This is a genomic window from Streptomyces sp. NPDC059816, from assembly GCF_042732055.1.
Lineage (GTDB): Bacteria > Actinomycetota > Actinomycetes > Streptomycetales > Streptomycetaceae > Streptomyces.
Map to the genome: position 1 here is coordinate 282,268 of NZ_JBHWIQ010000003.1, position 20,766 is coordinate 303,033.

At 71.5% G+C, this 20,766-nt stretch carries 22 protein-coding genes and 1 pseudogene; 8 read left to right on the forward strand and 15 right to left on the reverse strand.

From position 1 onward, the window contains the following. Nucleotides 1–12 precede the first annotated feature (12 nt). The 5 genes and pseudogenes from ACFV88_RS06025 to ACFV88_RS06045 all read right to left on the reverse strand — a co-directional run bounded on the left by ACFV88_RS06025 (nucleotide 13) and on the right by ACFV88_RS06045 (nucleotide 3,841). Nucleotides 13–846 carry a helix-turn-helix domain-containing protein gene (locus ACFV88_RS06025; RefSeq protein ID WP_385486491.1) on the reverse strand — a complete coding sequence of 278 codons (834 nt, stop codon included), beginning with the start codon at nucleotides 844–846 and terminating at the stop codon, nucleotides 13–15. Beyond that, a complete protein-coding gene (locus tag ACFV88_RS06030; RefSeq protein WP_385486493.1) occupies nucleotides 836–1,360 on the reverse strand; it encodes a DUF6879 family protein in 525 nt (174 codons plus the stop codon). The genes ACFV88_RS06025 and ACFV88_RS06030 overlap by 11 nt, the downstream gene beginning before the upstream one ends. Beyond that, on the reverse strand, nucleotides 1,344–1,562 hold the full coding sequence (locus ACFV88_RS06035; protein ID WP_385486495.1) for a hypothetical protein: 219 nt from the start codon (nucleotides 1,560–1,562) through the stop codon (nucleotides 1,344–1,346). Before ACFV88_RS06035 ends, ACFV88_RS06030 begins: the two co-directional genes overlap by 17 nt. A 177-nt stretch (nucleotides 1,563–1,739) precedes the next feature. After that, nucleotides 1,740–2,576: pseudogene (locus ACFV88_RS06040) on the reverse strand (sensor histidine kinase); the annotation flags it as partial. 1,085 nt (nucleotides 2,577–3,661) lie between these two features. Beyond that, entirely contained in the window at nucleotides 3,662–3,841 is a 180-nt protein-coding gene (locus ACFV88_RS06045) for a hypothetical protein (protein ID WP_385486497.1), read from the reverse strand. A gap of 426 nt (nucleotides 3,842–4,267) precedes the next feature. On the opposite strand from ACFV88_RS06045, the gene ACFV88_RS06050 reads away from it, so the two are divergent. Next, complete coding sequence (locus ACFV88_RS06050; RefSeq protein WP_385486499.1) at nucleotides 4,268–4,831, forward strand: dihydrofolate reductase family protein; 564 nt, start codon at nucleotides 4,268–4,270, stop codon at nucleotides 4,829–4,831. Nucleotides 4,832–5,184: 353 nt separating this feature from the next. On the opposite strand, the gene ACFV88_RS06055 is transcribed toward ACFV88_RS06050, so the two are convergent. The 3 genes from ACFV88_RS06055 to hutU are packed head-to-tail and all read right to left on the reverse strand — an operon-like array spanning nucleotide 5,185 to nucleotide 9,427. After that, nucleotides 5,185–6,552, reverse strand: a complete 1,368-nt coding sequence (locus ACFV88_RS06055; RefSeq protein ID WP_385486501.1) for a formimidoylglutamate deiminase — start codon at nucleotides 6,550–6,552, stop codon at nucleotides 5,185–5,187. Further along, nucleotides 6,543–7,763, reverse strand: a complete 1,221-nt coding sequence (locus ACFV88_RS06060; protein ID WP_385486503.1) for an allantoate amidohydrolase — start codon at nucleotides 7,761–7,763, stop codon at nucleotides 6,543–6,545. Before ACFV88_RS06060 ends, ACFV88_RS06055 begins: the two co-directional genes overlap by 10 nt. Beyond that, a complete protein-coding gene (gene hutU, locus ACFV88_RS06065) occupies nucleotides 7,760–9,427 on the reverse strand; it encodes a urocanate hydratase (protein WP_385486505.1) in 1,668 nt (555 codons plus the stop codon). The genes ACFV88_RS06060 and hutU overlap by 4 nt, the downstream gene beginning before the upstream one ends. Before the next feature lie 156 nt (nucleotides 9,428–9,583). Between hutU and ACFV88_RS06070 the strand changes: the two genes are divergently transcribed. Further along, nucleotides 9,584–11,023, forward strand: coding sequence for a diaminopimelate decarboxylase (locus tag ACFV88_RS06070; RefSeq protein ID WP_385486507.1), 1,440 nt, complete (start codon nucleotides 9,584–9,586; stop codon nucleotides 11,021–11,023). A 34-nt stretch (nucleotides 11,024–11,057) separates the two neighbouring features. Here ACFV88_RS06070 and ACFV88_RS06075 read toward each other — a convergent pair whose 3' ends face one another. After that, entirely contained in the window at nucleotides 11,058–12,209 is a 1,152-nt protein-coding gene (locus tag ACFV88_RS06075; RefSeq protein ID WP_385486508.1) for a carboxylesterase family protein, read from the reverse strand. A gap of 486 nt (nucleotides 12,210–12,695) precedes the next feature. Here ACFV88_RS06075 and ACFV88_RS06080 point away from each other — a divergent pair, with 486 nt between their 5' ends. The 3 genes from ACFV88_RS06080 to ACFV88_RS06090 all read left to right on the forward strand — a co-directional run bounded on the left by ACFV88_RS06080 (nucleotide 12,696) and on the right by ACFV88_RS06090 (nucleotide 14,208). Next, nucleotides 12,696–13,112, forward strand: coding sequence for a hypothetical protein (locus ACFV88_RS06080; RefSeq protein WP_385486509.1), 417 nt, complete (start codon nucleotides 12,696–12,698; stop codon nucleotides 13,110–13,112). 154 nt (nucleotides 13,113–13,266) lie between these two features. Further along, entirely contained in the window at nucleotides 13,267–13,773 is a 507-nt protein-coding gene (locus ACFV88_RS06085; protein ID WP_385486510.1) for a roadblock/LC7 domain-containing protein, read from the forward strand. Nucleotides 13,774–13,833: 60 nt separating this feature from the next. Beyond that, nucleotides 13,834–14,208 (forward strand): hypothetical protein, encoded by a 375-nt coding sequence (locus ACFV88_RS06090; RefSeq protein ID WP_385486512.1) that lies wholly within the window; start codon nucleotides 13,834–13,836, stop codon nucleotides 14,206–14,208. A 31-nt stretch (nucleotides 14,209–14,239) separates the two neighbouring features. Here the strand turns inward: ACFV88_RS06090 and ACFV88_RS06095 are convergent, their stop codons facing one another. Beyond that, nucleotides 14,240–14,797, reverse strand: a complete 558-nt coding sequence (locus tag ACFV88_RS06095; RefSeq protein ID WP_385486749.1) for a hypothetical protein — start codon at nucleotides 14,795–14,797, stop codon at nucleotides 14,240–14,242. Nucleotides 14,798–15,078: 281 nt separating this feature from the next. Then, nucleotides 15,079–15,915 carry a MurR/RpiR family transcriptional regulator gene (locus ACFV88_RS06100; RefSeq protein ID WP_385486514.1) on the reverse strand — a complete coding sequence of 279 codons (837 nt, stop codon included), beginning with the start codon at nucleotides 15,913–15,915 and terminating at the stop codon, nucleotides 15,079–15,081. A 269-nt stretch (nucleotides 15,916–16,184) separates the two neighbouring features. Here ACFV88_RS06100 and ACFV88_RS06105 point away from each other — a divergent pair, with 269 nt between their 5' ends. Both ACFV88_RS06105 and ACFV88_RS06110 read left to right on the forward strand, forming a co-directional pair. Continuing rightward, nucleotides 16,185–16,418 carry a helix-turn-helix domain-containing protein gene (locus ACFV88_RS06105; protein WP_385486516.1) on the forward strand — a complete coding sequence of 78 codons (234 nt, stop codon included), beginning with the start codon at nucleotides 16,185–16,187 and terminating at the stop codon, nucleotides 16,416–16,418. A 253-nt stretch (nucleotides 16,419–16,671) separates the two neighbouring features. Continuing rightward, nucleotides 16,672–17,106 carry a hypothetical protein gene (locus ACFV88_RS06110; RefSeq protein ID WP_385486518.1) on the forward strand — a complete coding sequence of 145 codons (435 nt, stop codon included), beginning with the start codon at nucleotides 16,672–16,674 and terminating at the stop codon, nucleotides 17,104–17,106. Nucleotides 17,107–17,498: 392 nt separating this feature from the next. Here the strand turns inward: ACFV88_RS06110 and ACFV88_RS06115 are convergent, their stop codons facing one another. The 4 genes from ACFV88_RS06115 to ACFV88_RS06130 form a co-directional block, all read right to left on the reverse strand. After that, nucleotides 17,499–18,053, reverse strand: a complete 555-nt coding sequence (locus tag ACFV88_RS06115; RefSeq protein ID WP_385486520.1) for a hypothetical protein — start codon at nucleotides 18,051–18,053, stop codon at nucleotides 17,499–17,501. Nucleotides 18,054–18,196: 143 nt separating this feature from the next. After that, nucleotides 18,197–18,607, reverse strand: a complete 411-nt coding sequence (locus ACFV88_RS06120; RefSeq protein ID WP_385486522.1) for a hypothetical protein — start codon at nucleotides 18,605–18,607, stop codon at nucleotides 18,197–18,199. Beyond that, on the reverse strand, nucleotides 18,600–18,851 hold the full coding sequence (locus ACFV88_RS06125) for a hypothetical protein (protein ID WP_385486524.1): 252 nt from the start codon (nucleotides 18,849–18,851) through the stop codon (nucleotides 18,600–18,602). Before ACFV88_RS06125 ends, ACFV88_RS06120 begins: the two co-directional genes overlap by 8 nt. Before the next feature lie 85 nt (nucleotides 18,852–18,936). Then, entirely contained in the window at nucleotides 18,937–19,374 is a 438-nt protein-coding gene (locus ACFV88_RS06130; RefSeq protein ID WP_385486526.1) for a hypothetical protein, read from the reverse strand. A 133-nt stretch (nucleotides 19,375–19,507) separates the two neighbouring features. On the opposite strand from ACFV88_RS06130, the gene ACFV88_RS06135 reads away from it, so the two are divergent. Beyond that, a complete protein-coding gene (locus ACFV88_RS06135) occupies nucleotides 19,508–20,692 on the forward strand; it encodes a helix-turn-helix domain-containing protein (protein ID WP_385486528.1) in 1,185 nt (394 codons plus the stop codon). Nucleotides 20,693–20,766: the final 74 nt, after the last annotated feature.

Genomic DNA, 20,766 nt, shown 5'->3' on the forward strand with positions numbered 1-20,766 from the left:
TCGGGTAGACGATCACTTACGGCAGGCTGCGGCCCACTCTGCGAGCAGCGTCCGTGCTTCCTCGCCGAACAACGCGTGCCGCTCGTACAGGTGGAAGACTTCGAGGTGTTCCGCTATGTCCCTGGCGTCCTGGAAGACGACACGACCCGTGAACGTCTCGACCGTTGCCAGTCGTTGGTCGTAGACGGTGAAGGTGTTCAACGGTCCACGGCTGACGACCGTGCCCGTGGGGACGATTCCGATACGCACATGAGGCAGGTGGGAGATCGAGGCGAGGTGGTCCATCTGGACGGCCATCGCCATGCGCGGAACCACGGCCCATCGCACGGCTTGTTCCGTCAGGAGGAACGTGAACCGCTTCGTCGTGTCGTAGAGGACCGCTTGCCGGTCCAGCTTCCTGGCGACCGTCTTGGTGGTGTCCACCGGGGAGTGACTGAGGCTGGCCCTGATGTAGTCGGGCGTGGCCAGGAGTCCGGTCACCATCGCGGGCAGGAAGTAGCGAAGCACCGTCGCCTCGCCTTCCAGGCCGGCCAGTTCCGCTTGCCGCTTCTCCAGACCTCTGCGCCAGGACGCCCGCTTCCCCTGCCACTCCGTATGGGCGAGGCGAGCGAGGGCGGTCGTCTCCATGACGAGCTCAGGAGGCGCCTCAAGGGCTCTGAGGATCAGTTCGACATCGACGAGTCCGGGCGTGGCCCGTCCGGTCTCGATGTTGCTGAGCTTGGTCTGCGAAAAATGGCAGCGGCGAGCGAGCCAGACCTGTGTGCGGCCGGCCCGCTCGCGCATGCTGCGGAGTGTTTCTGCCAGGTCTCCTTTTGACCGACCTAGCTGGCTGGGGTCAAGCGTCAAGACCCTTCACGTACTCCTCGAAACGGGCTGCGTGCTCCAGGGCCGTGTGCTGCCACGCCCGGTAGGCCCCGACATCGCCTTCGTATGATTCACGGTTGATCTGGGTCCCGTCCGGGCGGAAGTTCAGGTGTGCGATGCGGACGTCATCGAACATCCACCAGTCCTGCCCGGAGATCGGCAACCCGAAATCGCTTTGTGTCACATCCAGGATACGGATGTCTTCACCGGCCGCGATGTTCCCGGGGATGCCCCAGGCGAACTGGTACCGCTGGTAGTCGGTGAGCGGCTGCTGCACGATGCGGACCCGGCCGATGCGCTTGCCGGATTCGACGTATCCGCGCACCCGTTCGTGCCAGCGGGCGTTGTGGTCGGTGGGCTTGTCCTCACCTCGCAGGAAGCGGGCCACGTTCTCCTGCTCGTTGGGCATGGTGTACGTGGGCTGCGCCTCGAACCGCCACGCTTCGCGCTCGAAGGCGTCGAAGAAGCGACGCCAGTCCTCACCATCCAAGAGCACGGACGGCCTCCCTCAGGACGTGTTCGGGGATCTCGACCAACCCTTCCCCGGCAGGCGGGGTGAACGCGTCGGACGCGTCGCCCTGGACGACGAACGACCCCCTCCTGGTCCGGTAGACGTTCGGGCAGTCGTCGTCGTCACAGGTGGGTCCGCCCGTGTTGCCGGTAAGGCGGATCAGTTCCTCACGCCCTTGCACACCCATGTTCTCCTCCTCGATCGCAGGGCGGTCCCTGCTGTCACGAGGACGGTATGCCCGCCTCAGACGACCGGTCTATGACACATCGCCGATATGCGCGTTGTCGGGTAGATGATCTCGGGGACCGGTTCACGCCTCCGTCGGGGGAGGGGCGGTTCGACTTGCCGAACCGCCGCCGCGGGGTCGGGTGACGCCCGCGGGGAGCATCACCAGGGCCGTGGTGCCGCCGGAGTCCGAGGGGCGCAACTGGACGCGGATGCCGTGCCGTTGGGACAGCCGGCCGACCACGAACAGGCCCATGCGGCGGGAGACCGAGACGTCCACGGTCGGCGGGGCGGCCAGGCGTTCGTTGGTCGCGTGCAGCGCTTCCAGGGAGAGACCGATGCCGGTGTCGCTGATCTCGATGAGCACCCGACCGTCCGGCAGGGTGTGCCCGGTGACCTTGACCCGGGTCTGCGGCGAGGAGAACGAGGTGGCGTTCTCCAGGAGTTCGGCGAGCAGGTGCACCAGGTCGTTGACGACACGCGCGGCGACCTCGGTGTCCGGCACCAGCCACATCGCGATCCGCTCGTACTGTTCCACCTCGGAGGCCGCGGCGCGCAACACGTCGACCAGCGGCACCGGACGGGTCCAGTAGCGGCCGGGCTCCTCACCCGCGAGGACGAGCAGGTTCTCACCGTTGCGGCGCATGCGGGTCGCGAGGTGGTCCAGCTGGAACAGCGCGGCGAGCTGTCGGGGGTCGGCCTCGCGGGACTCCAGCGCGGAGATCAACGTGAGCTGGCGCCGGACCAGGTCCAGGCAGCGCCGTGAGAGGTTGGCGAGCATCGTGTTGAGGTTCCGGCGCAGGACGGCCTGGTCGACGGCCATCTGCACGGAGGCGCGGTGCACCGAGTCCAGCGCCCGGGCCGCCTGCCCCACGTCGTCCTGGCTGTGGATGCCGACGGAACGTACGAAGACGTCCACGTCGTCGGATTCGGCCCGGGAGAGCTTCTCGGCCAGTTCGGGCAGCCGCTGCTCTGCCATCTCCTCGGCGGCTTCGCGGAGTTGACGTAACGCGGTGGATCGTTTGAGCACCGTGGGGCGGACCTTCGTGGCCCGTAACGTCGCCTCCTGCACCAGGTCGTTCGCCCGAGCCCGGGCCTCCTCCAACTGGGCGGCGGCCTGGCGGGCGGCGGCCTGACGCACCAGCCGGGCCTCCCGCTCGGCGCTCTCCAGGTCCTCCCGGCGGCGCCCGGCCCGTTCGGCGGCCTCGACCCGGCGCTGTTGCTCCTGCCGCTCCTGCCGTTGCTGTTCCTCCCGCTCGGCCGCCTCCTGGGCGACGCCCAGTTCCGCTTCCAGCAACTTGCAGCGCACCCGTACGCCGTCCCGTTCCTGCTCGGCCTCGCGCAGCCGCTTCTCCAGATGGGTGACCTTGTCCCGCAGGCGGGTGCAGGCCCCCTCCAGTTCCTCCTTGCGCGCCCGGTGCCGTTCCAGGTCCACCCGCAACAGGCCCCGTTCCCGCTGCTGCGCCGCCTCGACCTCACGCAGCTGTGAGGCGAGTTCCCGCAGTTCCCGTCGCTCCCCCGCGACGGCCGTCCTCAGTTCGCCGCGTTCGAGTTCCAGCTCCCCCTCGTGCATGACGGCGTCCTCCAGTCGGTCCATGGCCAACTGCTCCTGGTACCGGGCCGGGTTATCCGTCTGCAACGCATCGAGGTGCAGTTGGTACAGCCTGCTCCGCGCCTGCGCGCTGACCTCCACCCCGCGGGCCTTGCAGGCCGACTTGAGCAGCCAGTCGAGGAAGTCCTTGCGCGGAATGCGTTCGCCGCTCAGATAGCGGGAGACCGCGGCGGTGCTGATGTCGTGGTAGGCCACGAACTGCCGTTGCGACTGGCCCGATCCCTTCATCAGACGGCGCAGGGCCAACGCCAGGTCCCGTGTCTGCGGACTCAGCTTCGACGACAGCGACTGGCGCCCCTCCAGCTCGTCGAAGCACGGTTCCTCGTGATCAGCGTCTTCCGTCACCACCGTCTCCTCCCCGACCTCCCCGGGACGTTCGTCGAAGAACCCGGACGCGCGGACGGATCGTTCCTGTTCCCGCATTTGATCATTGACTCCGGGAAGTGCGCCTAATCGATGATGGAGTTGAAGAACGCCACGGCTGCGGCGAATGCCGCCACCCCTACCATGACCGGCTGTGCATGGTCGCCGCCGCGGGAATAGACGGTAAGTATCCCTGCTCCCACACCGACGAGAACACCCAACAGCAGAACCAACGCCGAGCGCGGGGTCAGCAGAGATCGATTCACGTGAACCCTCCTGGACACGGGGGGCTCCGCACTCGGACGAACGGGAGCACCGGAGCCGTCTTGCGGTCATCTCAGTGTCACCCGGGGGAAAGGTGTTCCCGGCCGGGAACGGGGTGTTCCCGTGCAAGTGGGAACACTTTTCCAGGGACCCGACGGACCGAGTGGTCCATACCTATTCCGTAGCGCCTACGGTGTTCAGCGCATTCTCGGAGCGCCCCTTGGACAACCGGGCATAAACGATCAACGGGGGGCGGGACGAAGTCGGATTCGCGCCGCGGGCCATCTGCCGAAGCGGTAGGCGGCGCCAGCCGTCGGGCACCGGTGTCGCACCCCGTCGCGTACGGCGGAAGACGACCGTAAGTGATCCGTAAGCGGCTACCGGCACGCTGAGAGCAGATCAGGACGGCGAAACCGAGAGGAACCACCATGCGCACGTTCAAGCTCCAGGTGCAGATGAGCGTCGACGGTTACATGTCCGGCCCGAACGGGGAAATGGACTGGCTGACGTACCCCGAGGGCGAGGACATCAGCGCGTACACGACCGGGCTGGCCGAGCGGGTCGACACCATCGTGCTGGGCCGCAAGCTCGCCGAGGGCTTCATCCCGCACTGGGCGGCCGGGCCCGAGGACGAGCCCAAGGAGGCCGTCGACCAGATCAACCAGGCGCACAAGGTCGTGATCTCCCGCACCCTCACCGCATCGCCGTGGGAGAACACGGTGATCGAGGGCGGCGACCTGACGGAGACCGTCACCCGGCTCAAGGAGCAGCCCGGCGGGGACCTCATCGCCTACGGGGGCGGCACTCTGGTGGCCGAGCTGATCAAGCGGCAGCTGATCGACGAGCTGCACGTGTTCGTCAACCCGGTCGCGCTCGGCGGCGGGATGCCCGTCTTCGGGGGCCCGGGGGCGTACCGGCACTTCCGTCTCGTCGACGCCCGTCCGTTCGCCTGCGGCATCACCGCGCTGCGGCTGGAGCCGAAGCGGTCCTGAGCGGACGGCGGGTGCGCGGGGGTTGCCCGCGCAGTTCCCCGCGCCCCTTCGGGTGCGTCCACCTGGTGGTGCGTTGTCCTGTGCAGGTGCGCGGTTGTTCTGCGCAGTTCCCCGCGCCCCTATCGGGTGCGTCCTGGCGGGCGTGCGCTGGCCCTGTGCGGGTGCGCGGTGGTCTTGCGCAGTTCCCCGCGCCCCTATCGGGGGCGCGTCTCACCGGAGCAGATCCGCCCGCCCGCTGGGAACACCAGACGCCCACCAGATCGCGCCCGATAGGGGGCGCGGGGAACTGCGCGAAACCGCAGCGCACCGAGCGGGACGGCGCAGCCAGAGGTGGGGGTACTGAAGGGGCGGCCCTACTCCTTCAGTGCCGCGATCACCTCGCGCAGGACGCGCGCCGGCTCGGGAACGAGGGCGTGGACGCCGTCACGGACCACGTGCCGCCCGGCGACCACCGTGTGGCGGACGTCCGCGGACGTGCCGGCGAAGACGACCGCCTCGGCCACCAGCCGGGGCGGCGGGCCCGCGGTGCGGACGCTGTCGAGGGCGACGGTGGTGAAGTCGGCGAGGGCGCCCGGCGCGAGCGTGCCGCCGTCGGGCCAGCCGAGGGCCGCGTACCCGTCGGGGGACGCGGCCCGCAGCAGTGCCGCGGTGGTCCAGTGGCCCCGGATGCGGGTGCGGAGCCGTTCGTTCAGTTCGAGCGCCCGGGCCTCCTCCAGCAGGTCGATCACGGCATGGCTGTCGGAGCCGAGGCAGAGCGGCGAGCCGGCCTTCTGGAGGTCGTGGGCGGGGCCGATGCCGTCGGCGAGGTCGCGTTCGGTGGTCGGGCACATGCAGGTGCCGGTCGCCCGCGCGCCGATCAGCTCGATGTCCTCGGGGGTGAGGTGGGTGTGGTGGACGCCGGTGGTGCGGGGACCGAGGACCCCGTGGTCGGCGAGGAGCCGGACGGGCGTGCAGCCGTACGCGCGCAGACAGCCCTCGTTCTCCGCGGGCTGTTCCGAGACGTGCACGTGCAGGGGCGCCCCGCGCTCGGCGGCCCACTGCGTGACGGCGGGGAACTGGTCGACGGGCACGGCCCGGACCGAGTGGATCGCCGCGCCGATGCGGGTGTGCGGTGACTCCCGCAGGTCGTCGACGCGTTCGGCCCACGCCCCGGTGGAGCCGTCCGAGAAGCGGAGCTGGTGGTGGGTGGGGGGTTCACCGAAGCCGGCGGAGAGGTACGCGGTGTCCAGCAGGGTGATGCGGATGCCGGCGTCGGCCGCCGCCTCGATCAGGGCCTCGCCCATCGCGTTGGGGTCGCCGTAGCGGGCGCCGCCCGGGGCGTGGTGGAGGTAGTGGAACTCCCCGACGACGGTGATCCCGGCGAGGGCCATCTCCGCGTACACCGCGCGGGCCAGCGCCAGGTAGGTGTCCGGGTCCAGCCGGTCGGCCACCGAGTACATGACCTCCCGCCAGGTCCAGAAGGTGCCCGCACCGGCCTGGGCGGTGCCGCGCAGCGCCCGGTGGAAGGCGTGCGAGTGGGCGTTGGCGAGGCCGGGCAGCGTCAGGCCCCGCAGGACTTCGGCGCCCGGGGGCGGGGCGGCGACCCCGGTGCGGACCGTGTGGATGCGGCCGTCCGGGCCGGTCCGCAGCAGGACGCCCGGTTCGGCGGACTTCTCCAGCCAGGCGTACTCCAGCCAGTACGTGCGCGGCACGCCGCCGCCCAGGTCCGCCGTCATCGACATGCGAGTCCTTCCAGTACGTCGGTGAGCGCGGCCACCCCCGCCAGGCAGTCGTCCTCGGTCGCCCGTTCGGCCGGGGAGTGGGAGACGCCGGTGGGATTGCGCACGAACAGCATCGCGGTCGGGACGCTCCCGGAGAGGATTCCGGCGTCGTGTCCCGCGCCCGTGCCGAGGACGGGGACCGGCGGGCGGCTGCCGCCGCGGGTGAGCAGCCGGCCCAGCTCGTCGCGGAGGGCGTGCGCGAACTCCACCACGGGGGTGAACGATTCGCGGACCACGGCGAGGTCGACGCCGTGGCGTCCGGCGTGCTCGTGGGCGGCCCGTTCGATCTCGGTGACGACCCGGTCGAGGGTGGGCTGGTCGGTGGCACGCGAGTCCAGCCAGCCCTGGACGAGGGACGGCACGGCGTTGACGCCGTTGGGGGCGACGGCGACCTTGCCGAAGGTGGCGACCGCGCCCGCGAGCCGGGCCGCCCGGCGGGCCGCGAGCACGGTCTGCGCGTACGGGAGCATCGGGTCGCGGCGGTCCTCGATCCGGGTGGTGCCGGCGTGGTTGGCCTCGCCCCGGAAGTCGAAGCGCCAGCGGCCGTGCGGCCAGATCGCGGAGGCCACGCCCACCGCGTCGCCGGTCAGGTCGAGCGCCCGCCCCTGTTCGACGTGGAGTTCCACGAAGGCGCCGATGCGGGCCAGCCGCTCGGGGTCGGGGCCGATGGTCTCGGGGTCGTACCCGGCGGCCTCCATCGCCGCGGGCAGGGTGGTGCCGTCCGCGTCGGTGAGCGCGAACGCCTCCGCCCGGGTGAGCCGGCCGGCGGCGAGTCGGGAGCCGACGCAGGCGAGACCGAAGCGGGCGCCCTCCTCGTCCCCGAAGTTGACGATCGCGAGCGGCCGGCGGAACTCGGCTCCCCTGTACCGGAGTTCGTCCAGCGCGGCGAAGGCGGAGACGATTCCGAGGGGGCCGTCGAAGGCGCCGCCGTCGGGGACCGAGTCGAGGTGCGAGCCGGTCACCACGGCATCGCCCCGGGTCGGATCGCCGAGCCACGCCCACTGGTTGCCGTTGCGGTCGGTCTCCTGGGTCAGGCCGCGCCGCCCGGCCTGCTCGCGGAACCAGGCACGGCACTCGGCGTCGGCGCCCGTCCAGGCGAAGCGGCGGTAGCCGCCGGTGCGGCGGTCCCGGCCGAGCGGGGCGAGCTCGCCCCACATCTGAGGGAAGTTCATGCGTCCGCCCGCCCCTCCCGCATGGGGATGCGCACGTCCTGCCCCGCGGCGACCCGTTCGGCCTCCTCGTAGCCGGCGTCGACGTGGCGGATCACGCCCATCCCGGGGTCGTTGGTGAGCACCCGGCGGATCTTCTCGCCCGCGAGCGGGGTGCCGTCCGCGACGGTGACCTGCCCGGCGTGGATCGAGCGGCCCATGCCCACCCCGCCGCCGTGGTGGAGGGAGACCCAGGAGGCGCCCGAGGCCACGTTGACCATGGCGTTCAGCAGCGGCCAGTCGGCAATGGCGTCGGAGCCGTCGCGCATGGCCTCGGTCTCCCGGTACGGGGAGGCGACCGATCCGCAGTCCAGGTGGTCCCGGCCGATGACGACGGGTGCGGACAGTTCACCGCTGGCGACCATGTCGTTGAAGCGTTCCCCGGCCCGGTCCCGTTCGCCGTAGCCGAGCCAGCAGATCCGGGCGGGCAGGCCCTGGTAGTGGACCCGGTCCTGGGCGAGGGTGATCCAGCGGCGCAGCGACTCGTTCTCCGGGAACAGGTCGAGGACCGCGCGGTCGGTGGCGGCGATGTCCTTCGGGTCGCCGGACAGGGCCGCCCAGCGGAACGGGCCGCGCCCCTCGCAGAACAGTGGCCGGATGTAGGCGGGCACGAAACCCGGGAAGTCGAACGCGCGTTCGTAGCCGTGGAGTTGGGCCTCGCCGCGGATGCTGTTCCCGTAGTCGAAGACCTCGGCGCCCGCGTCCATGAAGCCGACCATGGCTGCCACGTGCCGGGCCATGGACTCCCGGGCCCGGGCGGTGAACCCGGCGGGCCGCTCGGCCGCGTAGGTCGCCATGTCCGCGAAGTCCACGCCGACCGGGAGGTAGGCGAGCGGGTCGTGGGCGGAGGTCTGGTCGGTGACGACGTCGATCGGCGCGCCCTCGGCGAGCAGCTGCGGCAGGAGGTCCGCGGCGTTGCCGAGGAGGCCGATGGAGAGCGGGCGGCGGGCGTCGCGGGCCTCGACGGCCAGGCGCAGGGCGTGCGCGGGGGAGTCCGCCCGCACGTCGAGGTAACGGTGGGCGATCCGGCGTTCGATGGCCCGTGGGTCGCAGTCGATGCAGATCGCCACCCCGTCGTTCATGGTGACGGCGAGGGGTTGGGCGCCGCCCATGCCGCCGAGCCCCGCGGTGAGGGTGATCGTCCCGGCGAGGGTGCCGCCGAACCGCTTGGCGGCGACCGCGGCGAAGGTCTCGTAGGTGCCCTGGAGGATGCCCTGGGTGCCGATGTAGATCCAGGAACCGGCCGTCATCTGCCCGTACATGGTGAGCCCGAGGGCTTCGAGGCGGCGGAACTCGTCCCAGTTGGCCCAGTCGCCGACCAGGTGGGAGTTGGCGATGAGCACCCGGGGCGCCCACTCGTGGGTGGTCATCACCCCGACCGGGCGGCCCGACTGGACGAGCATCGTCTCGTCCTGCTTCAGGGTGCGCAGGGTGCGGACCATGGCGTCGTAGGAGGCCCAGTCGCGGGCGGCCTTGCCGGTGCCGCCGTAGACGACGAGCCGGTCGGGGTGTTCGGCCACTTCGGGGTCGAGGTTGTTCTGGAGCATCCGCAGCGCGGCCTCCTGCTGCCACCCCAGGGCGCTCAGTTCCGTACCGCGCGCTGCTCGTACGGGGCGGGGTCCTGACATGGTCTGCCTCCTCGGACGGGGTGCCGTGCCGGGTGTCGCGGGCCGGGATGCGGCTGCCCATGGCGAATTCCATTCACATCCTGATCTCATGAATAGAACTAGTCAATAGGGTGGTGTGCGGGGCCGGGCCGCCGTTGCGGTGGTTCGCTGGGTTCCATGACGGAACGCCCATCGGACCCGCGCCCGGCCCCCTCCGACACCCCAAGCCCCGCCGCCCCAGGCCCTGCCACCTCCGGTCCAGCCACCCACGGTCCAGCCGCCGTCGCGCGACGGAACGCCGCCGTACGGGCAGCGGTCGCGCAGGGGCTCGTGGGCCCCGGGGACCCGCTCGTGGCCCTGCTGGACGTGACGGGCATCCGCGCCGGCGCCCGCGCGCTGCACACCGCGTTCGACCAGGTCACCGCCCCGGGCGCCCGGGTGCTCCACACCTTCGCGGTCAAGGCGTGCCCGCTGGTCGCGGTGGTGCGGCTGCTGCGGGACGAGGGCGTCGGCGCGGAGGTCGCGAGCCCCGGCGAACTCGCCCTCGCCCGGGTCGCCGGAACGGCCGCGGCGCACACCGTCCTCGACTCCCCCGCCAAGACGCCCGCCGAACTGCGCGAGGCGCTGACCCTCGGCATCGCCGTGAACGCCGACGGCCGACAGGAACTCGCCCGACTGGACGAGCTGGTCGACCGGGTGGGCGGGGACGACATCCGCGCTCTGCCACCCCTCGGGCTACGGGTGAACCCGCAGGTCGGCGCGGGCTCGATCGACGCGCTGTCCACCGCCACCGCGACCGCCAAGTTCGGTGTGGCACTACGGGACCCGGGGGCGCGCGACTGGGTGGTGCGCGCCTTCCTGGACCGCCCCTGGCTCACCCGGTTGCACGTCCACACCGGTTCGCAGGGGGTGCCCCTGGAGCTGATGGCCGAAGGCGTCGCCCAGACGTACGCACTCGCCGAGGAGGTCAATGCCCGGGCCGGTCGGCAGCAGGTGGACACCGTGGACATCGGCGGCGGACTGCCCGTCGACTTCACCTCCGACGAGCGGGGCCCCGGGTTCGAGGAGTACGCACGGCTGTTGGCCCACCGGGTGCCGGGGCTGTTCGACGGACGGTACGGGCTGGTGACCGAGTTCGGACGGGCGCTGGTGGCCAAGCACGGGCTGGTGCTCACCCGGGTCGAGTACACCAAGTCGGCGGGCGGGCGGCGGATCGCGGTCACCCACGCGGGGGCGCAGATCGCGGCGCGCACCGTCTACGCACCGGAGCAGTGGCCGTTGCGGGTCGCCTCGTACGACGCGCAGGGGCTGCCGTCGACCGGATCGGTCGAGGTCCAGGACGTGGCAGGCCCCGCGTGCTTCGCGGGTGACCTCCTCGCCCGGGGGCGCGCGCTGCCGCTGCTCGCGCCGGGCGACCACGTCGCCGCGCTCGACACCGGCGGCTACGCCTTCGCGCACCCCTACGCGTACAACTCGCTGCCCCGGCCGGCAGTCCACGGATTCCTGATCGAGGAGGACGGGGCACGGGTGCGCTTCGCCCGGGTGCGGGCGGCACAGACGATCAGCGAGGTGGTGGCCGAGTCGGGCGGAGCGTACGGGGAGGGCCTGCTGTTCTGAGGCAGTCCCTCCCCACCCACCGGCGCGGACCGCGTCAGTGCAGCTGCCACCGGAGGAAGGCCGTGAGGGGGCGGATCACGTGTTGGGTCTCCCACATCCGGGCGGAGGTGTCCCCTTCGGGAACGACGGGACCGTGGCCGGCGTCCTTGAGCGCGAACCTCGCGGTCGGTACCCCCCTCGCCAACAGGGCGTGGTGGAGCAGCACGGTCTGACTCGGCGAGACGACCCGGTCGTCGGTCCCGTGGAAGTGCGTGAACGCGGCATCGCCGGGCCCCGCGTAGGTGGCGGGGTCGGCCGCGGCGACGGCGGCCGGCGCGTCCTGGAGCCGGGTCGGGTCGTTCGGACCGAGGACGTACTTCACCGCGGCGCTGTCGGTGGAGTTCTCATGGGCCGCACGGGTCGCGGGGTCGAAGTCGGCGGCGAGCTTCGCCAGGTCGGACAGTCCGTACCAGTTGACCACCGCCCGGACCCGGCTGCTCTGGTCCAGGTGCGCACCCGCGTCGAACCGCTGCACGCCGCCGGTCGTGCCGACCATCGACGCCAGGTACCCGCCCGCGGACTCACCGAAGACGGCGACCTCGCTCGGGTCGATGCCGTACGCGGCGGCGTGCGCCCGCAGGAACCTGATCGCGGCCTTGGCGTCCGCCACGCCGTCGACGTAGGTCGCCTCGTCCCGGGTCGTGCGGTACTCGACCGACGCCACCACGTAGCCCTGTTCGGCGAGGTGCGTGCGTCGCCCGAGGGAGCCGGACTTGTTCGCCGTGACGAACCCGCCGCCGGGCAGGAACACGACGAGCGGACGGGGACCGCCCGTCGTCGGTGCCAGGACGTCGAGTTTCAGTTCGCGCGGCTGCCCACCGGCTCCCGGGACGGTCGCGTAGGTGATGTCCTTGCGGAGGGTGGTCTCCTTGGCCCCGCACTGCATCTTCGGACCGTCGGCTCGGGGGTGGAGCACCGTGCTCGTGCGGCTGTCGTCGGGTGCCACCGACGTGGCGAGGCGTAGTCCTCCGACCCACGGCTGAGCGGGGCAGTCCGCCGTCGGGGCCGCCGGGGCCGTTGTGGCGGTCGGGGCCGCCGTGGCCGCATCCGGGCCGGGCGCGGCCACGGCGCCCGCGGGTGGACCGGCCGCCACGGCCAGTCCGCAGAGCGTCGTCGCCACGAGGATTCTCCTGAGGCTGCCGTTCACGGTTCTCCTCCAGATCGACGGCCGTCGAGCCGTCGAGCGCCGGGGGCATCGCCCGTCGCGCGGGCGCGAGTCGACACCTCAGGCCCGAGAACGGCTCGTTCATGGGCAGTGCACCCACCCTATAGGGGCAACACCCATGATTCTGGGGTGAGTTGAGTGAACGGTGCGCCCTACGCACAGATGCCCCCACCCCGGGCCGTGGTCCTGCCGGGGGTCGTAGCGGCTGCCGGGCCAGCCCTGGCCGGCCCGAACCCGAGGTCCCGCGGGGGACACTCCCCACGACAGGCCCGCTAGCAGTTCGTTCAAAATACGACCGAAACAGCTCCTTCCGCGATCAAATTTGATCGTTCTCGCGCATGTTCCAGAGGAAAATGCCAGAGGCCCCCCAAACAGATGTGCGTTGCGTAGCCTCCCGGACACCGGGACGCCTCACGCGTCCCGGGACTCACGCCACCGCGCCCAGGCGGCCAAGGGGAGGGAACCGGCGTGCCCGGAATCGATGCGTGCCTGCTGGAAGCAATGACCCTGCCCGGCGCCCGGGGAGCGGCCCTCGTCGACTGGACCAGCGGACTCGCCCTCGGCTCCATCGGGGAGTCCGCGAACGGCGACCACGAGGCGACGGCCGCGGAGACCGCGGAGATGGCCCGCGCCGCCGCCGAGTACACCGTCTTCGCACCCCCCGGCCACCGTGCCCCGCTCGGTGACCTGCCCGAACCCGTACGGGCTCCCGCTGTGGAAGACCTGCTGGTCACCACGGGGTCCGCCTACCACCTGATGCACTTCGCGGAGCCGACGTTCGACTCCCGGGCCTTCCTGTACCTGTGGCTCGACCGGGACACCGGCAATCTGGCGATGGCCCGCATCAGACTGCGCGACCTCGTACGACGACTGGTCCTGGAGTGAGCGCCCGCACCCGGAGCGGCGCCCGCACGGGCGCCCGCCACAGCCCTGCTGCCGCCACGCCAGCCGCTGCCACCGCCACCGTCGCGAAAACGCGCCGCCGCCCGGCCTCATGAAGCTCTTCGCGCTCCGACAGCGCGCCGAGAGGAGACAGTTGATGGCCGTCGAAACCGACGTGCTCGACGAATTGGTGCGACTGCGCGCCCGGGTCCCCCAGATCACCGGGGCGCTCGCCGCCAGCGCCGACGGGCTCGTCCTCGCCCAGGACGCCGAGGGGGTGGAGGCCGACGGGGTCGCCGCCCTCACCGCCGCGGCCCTCGGCGTGGGCAGCCGACTGACCGAGGCGACCGGCCGGGGCCCCTTCCGCGAACTGTTGGTGCGCGGCACCGACGGCTACGCGGCCACCTATGCGGCGGGCCCGTCCGCCGTGCTCACCCTGCTCGCCGAGGCCCGGGTGAACGTGGGCCGCCTCCATCTGGAGGGCCGCCGGTGCAGTGCACGGATCGGTGAACTCGTCGCGGCGGCGGCCCGACCGCCCACCGCACCCGGACCGAGCGGGCCCCCGACGAGGTACGGCACACCCGGGCCCGCGGCGCAGGCGGGCCACCGACCACCCCTACCGCCCCGCCCGGTGGGCCCCCCGCGCCGACCGAACGGCTTCTGAACCACCACCCGAGACACCACGTACCCGCAGCCAGCCAACAGCCAACGAGGAGCACCGGACATGAGCACCACCGAGAACGCACTGAAGGACGCGACGACCTCGATCGAGGGGGTCATCGGCGCGGCCCTCGTCGACTACACCAGCGGAATGGCCCTGGGGACGATAGGCGGCGGCAAGGACTTCGACCTCGCGGTCGCCGCCGCCGGGAACACCGACGTGGTCCGCTCCAAACTGCGGACCATGGAACTCCTCGGCCTCCAGGACGAGATCGAGGACATCCTGATCTCCCTGGGCACCCAGTACCACCTGATCCGGCTCATCAGGGGCCGCGGCCACACCGGGCTGTTCCTGTACCTCGCCCTGGACAAGGGCCGCGCCAACCTGGCGATGGCCCGCCACCAACTGCGCCGCATCGAGGCCGAGTTGGAGGTCTGACTCCGGAGGCCACGAAGGGCACCGGAACGACTCAGGCGTGGGCGCGGCGGCGCGCCCCACCGGGGGCGGCGTCGCCCGCGCCCTGTCCCGTGGTGCGGTACTCCGGCACGGTGGCGCCCGCGGGCCGTCCGCCCCGGGCGTTCAGGCGGTCGGCGCGGACCCACAACAGGACGCCGTCGGCGCTCTCCCGACGACCGATCCGGTCGGCCTTCCACCACAGTCCGACGCCCGCTCCGGCGAGCAGCATGCCCACGGCGGAGGGCAGCACGAACGAGGACCCCACGGCGAGCAGCAGCGCGGCGCCGAGCCACCAGAGGTGGCCCCGCCGCCAGGCCCGCAGGGTGACCGCCCGGTCCTGGAGCAGGTCGTGCCGGGCGGCGCGGGTCGCGGAACCGGCCAGCTCCGCGTACCGGCGAAATCCCGTCCACCCGACGGCCGCCGCGGCGATCAGGAACAGCGCGGCGCCCGCGAGGACGCCGATGCGGCGCCCCGTCAGGCCCGGTACGAGGAGGCCGACCCCGGCGGCCAGCACCCCCGTCCACCACAGGGGAGCGGCGCCCGCGCGCACCACGACGGCGACCCGCGCCAGGACCTGGTTCCCCTGGCCGCCCCGGTCGTTCTGCTGGGCCCGGGTCCCCGCGCCGTCCTGCGTACCGGGCCGTCCGCCGGTCCGCGCGTGCCGACCGCCCCTGCCCGTGCTGCGTCCACTTCTTCCGCGCGACACGACCGCCTCCTGTTCCGCGCAACTCGTGGTGCCGTTCCCCGCAACTCGTGGTGGCGTTCCACCGCACGGCGGGCAGGCAGGTTACCGGCGGTTTCTGAGTACGTCATGAAGACGCGCGGCGGATTCCCGTCACCGGGCGGTGCGGTTCACTCGACGAACAGCCCGCGGGCCGCCGCGCCGGCGTCGAAGTCCTCCAGTCGGGCCTGCGCGTCGGGCAGCGCGTCGCACATCGCCTCCAGCAGCACCCGGCCGAGCAGCATCGGCGCGCACGCCGTGTCGAAGGCGAGCCCGGTGCCGACGGGTGCCGGCAGCAGGAGGTCCGAGGCAGCGGCGACGGGTGCGAAGGCGCTGTCCGCGACGGTGACCACGCGCAGCCCCGCGTTGCGCCCGTACTCCAGGGCCTCGACGGTCTCCCGGGGGTGGCGGGGCAGCGCGAAGCAGAGCAGGGCGGTGGCCCCGGCCCGCACGGCACGGTCGATCCGGTCCGCGAGCATGGACCCGCCCTCGTCGAGCAGCCGGACGTCGGGGTGCACCTTCGCCGCGAAGTAGGCGAAGCCGCGCGCCTGCGCGGACGCCGCCCGCAGTCCGAGGACCGGCAGCGGGCGGGACGCGGCGAGCAGCGCCCCGGCGTCCCGGACGGGGGCCGGGTCGGCGAGCAGTCCGGCGAGGTGCCGCAGATTGGCGATCTCGGCGTCCACCGCCTGTTGGTAGGCGGTGCGCTCGACGTGCTCCGCCGGGCCGTCCGAGGGGGTCACCTCGCGCAGGTGCCGGCGCAGGGCGGGGTACCCGTCGAAGCCGAGGGCGACCGCGAACCGGGTGACCGAGGGTTGGCTGACTCCGGCGCGTTCGGCCAGCTCCACGCTGGACAGGAACGGAACCTCGTCCGCCCGACGGACCATGCAGTGCGCGATCCGCCGCTGGGTGGGGGTCAGCCGGTGCCCCTCGAACAGTTGCCGTAGTCGCTCCGCCGCGCCTTCGCCCATGATCCTCGTCCCCCTTCCGCGACGCTCCCTCGGCGCCCCTTCCCGGCCCAATCTATTCAGGATGACCGGACTCTGCATGACGGTATGCACCCAGGACGCAGCCGAGCCCCACCCCGTGCACCGCCGGAAGCGACTTGGCGCAATTGCGCCAGCTAGACCGCCCCTTTACTTACCTTTGGTGGAAATTATGGGCCTGCCGAGAGGCATGCGGGCTTCTTACAGTGGATGCGGATCGCTGACCATCGATCGCCATGTACGGGGAGCACCACATGACTGTCATACCGGAAGCAACCGAAACGGAGATCCGCATCCTGCGCCTGCTGCACGAAGGACTGGACGACGCGGCAGTGGCCCGTCGTCTGTGTGTGGGGCACCGCACGGTCCAGCGCAGGGTGCACGACCTGATGAAGCGTTGGGAGGTGAACGGCAGGGTGGCCCTGGGGGCCCGTGCCCAGGAACTGGGCGTCTATGCAGGTGCGGACACGCACGAGGTGGCCGTGTAGGACGACGACGGCTGGACCGTGGGGGAACACGGCCCGGCTGAGGCACGGGGCGCCCGGTGCGCAGCAGACGGAGTGGGCCGAGGGGGTTCGGCCCAGTCCATGCCCCAGCCCGGCGCCGGGGGAATCGGGCGCCGGGGAATCGGGCACCGGGGGAATCGGGCGCCGGCCGCGGACCTCGTAGGAGGGGAACCACACGGGAAAAGGGGGGCTGTCCCCAGTGTGCAGCCCCGGACCCGTTTCCTAGGGTGGCCCCATGGAAGCCCGCGATGCCGACTTCAAGAAGGAACTCGACGCCACCCTCCAGGCCCGCAGGGACCTGGGCGAGGAGTACGAGTCCGCCTTCGTGGACTCGTTCCTGGAAAAGATCGAACAGCGCGTCGACACCGCCGTGGACCGACGGGTCCGGCGGCAACTCGCCGAACAGCAGATGGTCGTCGCCCGGGGCACCGGCCCCTCCCGCTCCCCCGACAACTGGGGCGACCGCTTCGGCTTCGCCATGATCAGCCTGATCCTGGCGATCCCGCTCTCGGCCATCGGAGCCGTCCAGGGCGGCAAGCTCGGCCTCATCGTCAGCTGGCTGGGCATCGTGGGGGTCAACGCCGTCCACTCCGCCCGCCCGTGGTCGCTGCGTTCGCTCTGGTCGCGCAGGCACAACGACGAGGAGCGCGCTTCGGACTGGCAGAAGTGAGGGCACCGGCCGCCGTAGGAGCACGGGCCGCGGTGGGGGCAGCGGTGCGCGGGAACCGTCGCACCCCCGGGTGACCCCGGGGCGGGACGACGACGGTCCCCGCGGGGACACGGGCCGGTTCAGGGCGACGGTCCGCGTGTCCATGGCGTCCGGCCGGTCCGGGAGCCGCTCCGGAGTGGCCGAGGTCGCCGTTCGCTGCCGGGTGGGGCGGGGAGCCGCGCCCGCCCCTCCGACGTCCACCACTGTGCCGGTCCGCTGTTAACCGCGTGCTGCGCGAACATGTCGTGCACGTACCGATTCCGCGAACCGTGCGCCGGACTCGCGGAGGCCGACCTCGCGATCGGGTCCGGGTGGGCGTCCGCCGAGCAGCTGCCCGGCGGGGCGGGGCGCGATCAGGCGGCCTGATCCACGCTGGCCCCGACCTTCTTCATGCACGCGTCCTCGCTGGCCATCAGGGTGATCACGCCGTTCTCCCCCAAGGGCATGAACTCCGCGAACAGGGTCCAACCACGCTGCTTGAAGATCATCCGGGCGTAGTCCGTCCCACCGTCCGGAGTCTTGCGCGCCCTACGGTCCTGGACCCGCCATGCGCGCTCGCGCAACTCGCGCACCACCGCTTCGTACCGGGCGATGTCGATCGTGGCGGTGTCCGTGTCAGTCCCGGGGTCGGTGGCCCAGGCTTTGAGCGCGACACTGCACGACCGCGGCGTTCCGGCCCGCGCGTCCTCGTGACCACGGGCGAACTCCTCGTCCGCCGGAACGTTCGCGCCGGCGGCCGAGTCGTCGAGGTCCGCGCGCACGACCGCCTTCGTGAGCGGCCCTGTGCCCTCCGGCCGGGGCGACGCGGACGTGGCGGCCTCCCCGGTGCCGGGCTCGTCCGCACCGCAACCCACGGCTCCCAGCACCGTGACCGCCACCGCCACCGCGAACCACTTCGTCCTGCGCACAGTTCCTACCTCCCCGAGCCCGGGGCATACGACCCACGACCTGGGGCGGAGTGTGCCACAGAGCACCCATGGGCTCGCTGGTGACCCAATGGCTCGGGGACGTCGATCAGGTCGAGGTCTGCGTCGTCACGCCTTCGCCCCCGTCACCCCGGCCGCGCCCGGAGCAGCACCTCCCACTCGGGGGCCTGCGCGCAGAGCCGACGGACGAACGCGTCGTACTCCGGGTCACTCAGCTCCCACGCGTGCGCGCCGCCATGGTCCCCGTACAACGTGCACGCCTCGTCCGCCGAGGGATGCGCCGCCTCGCACCAGGGCACCGACTCCAGCCGGGTCGTCCCGTCCGCCGTCCAGCGCGCCCACAGCGCGTGCGACGGCCGGTGGTCCCAGTCCCACACGTGGTCGGCGTGCTCCCCCTCGTGCACGAGGGCCAGCTCGCAGCGCAGCCCGTTCGGAACGCGCGCCAGGTCGGCGCTGGTGACGCGACGGTGGGCGGCGAGGATCGCGAAGAAGACCTCGCGGTGCGGGACTTCGGCGGCGGCAGTGCACTTACGCACGGCGCGGGCCCTTCGGTACGGCGAGGTCCGCTGGTGCGGCAAGGCCCTTCTGCGCGGTGATCGCCCGTAGGCACGCCTCGCAGTTGACGCGGCGCAACCACTCGCAGGTCTCGTCGCCGTCCTGCCCGGCGTCGCACAGGGGCCGGGCGTACGGTGCTCGGTCGTCCTCCTGCCGCACCTCCAGGGCGTGCACGGTCAACACGTCCTCGCCGACGGTCCCGGCCCGCACGTCCACCGCCCTCACCGGTACACACCCCATCGGGCGCGCCGGGTCTCCTCCTGGACGCGGGGGCGGATGCGGTCCAAGTGATGCACCGCGAGGTTCGCAGTCATGATCGCTCCTCGTTCACCTGCGACGGATCCTGGTTCCTTGCCTCTACGGACAACTCGACGTGTGGGCCGTGGCAAGCCTCGAAGGCGTTCCGTTCCGCCCAGATCCAGAGGAGACTCCGGGTGATGCTCGCCGCTTCCTTCATGTACGAGTAGGCGCTGAAGCACGGTGTCCCCTCCTCTGGAGGTCCTGCAGCCAAGAGGGCGTACGCCTTCCGGATGAGATCCCGCGCAGCGGTATCCGCGTCGGCCCCCAGTTCCTCGCGCACCAGCCGGTCCAGATGACGGGAGAGGGTCACCGCGTGGGCCATGATGACGTCCCGTGTCGAGGTGGCGAGTGACAACCCCATGACCTTGTCCGTGATCTCGTAGACCCTCACCACATCGATGGGCTCGATTTCCTTGCCGGCCGCGCCACATTCGACTTCGTCTGCCATCACGTCTCCTCTCGCTATCGGCAAACAGTCAACTGCGGCAGACCAAGATCAGTTCACACAAAAGAAGCACAACGCAGCGCGAAGGCACCGAATCTGACGGATCGCTTTCGGAGGAACGTGGAACATTGAGTACATGGAGAGCACCCCCGCACCCGGCGAGAACATCGCCGTCCTGCGCAAGGCACGTGGCCTCGCACAGGCCAAGCTGGCTCGGACGGCTGGAATCTCCGTGTCCTATCTCAGCAAGATCGAGGTCGGCACGCGGCCGGTGACGCCTCCCGTCGTCGCCGCCTTGGCCAAGGCCATGCGCGTCCCCACGCAACGCATCTACGGACAACCGTTCCTCGGCCCATCGGAGCAGGCCGACCTCCTCAACGACCTCCGGAGCACCGTGCGGCGGTACACGCTTCCACGGGAGGACGTGCCCGCTCCGGGGCAGCTGGCGGCGGACGTGGCGAGGGCCATGCAACTGCGGGCGGATACGAACTACTTGGAACTCCTCGGGGTGCTCCCGAAGTTGTTGGGCCAGGTCACCGCGACGGCGCTGTCCTCCGCCTCGGGAGAAGCGGGCGCCTGGACCCAGGTGGTAGACGTCTACGGCTGTGCCTACGCCGCTGCACACCGGTTGGCGCAGCCGGACCTCGCCGACATGATCGTGTCCCGCCAGGCTTGGGCTGCCCGCCAGACGTGGAACCCGGAGGCCGAGGTCGCCGCGGCCTGGAACGAGGCCGGCACCTACCAGTCAGCCGGACAATACGATGACGGCTTGGCCATCGTGGAGAGGGCCGTCATCCGGTACGAGAGGGCGTCCGGGAGCAGCTCACTGACTCAAGCGGTCTCCCTCGGCTCCCTGCACCTCAGGGGAATCGTCCTGGCTTCCCGGGAGAAGGACAAACAGGCCACCGCAGATCACTTGGCGAAGGCCAAGCTGTACGCCGAGGGAATTCCGCACGACGTGTTGCGGCACAACCTGACCTTCGGCCAGGAGAACACGGCCTTGTACGAACTGGCCGCCCACGTAGAGCTGGGGAATCCGCACAAGGCGGCCGAGATGGCCGGTCCGTTGCTTGAGCGACCTCCCACCACACTGACTCCGAACCGCCTGGGCCGCATGTACATCGACATGGCTCGGGCTCGGCTCGACGTGAAGGACTACGCAGGTACGGAGGAAGCCCTCGACAAGGCGTTCCTGGTCGCACCTCAGATGGCCGAGGTGCATCCCATGGCCCGAGAAGTCGTCCGAGTGCTCTTCGTCCTGCACCAGAGGGCGCGCCCGAAGCTGATGGGGATGGCCCAGCGAACGGGCCTCACCACGTGAACCAGCCCGGGCGCAGCGCACGGAGCCCACCCCGACGACCCCGCCCCCACCACTCGCCTGCGGGATACGTCCGC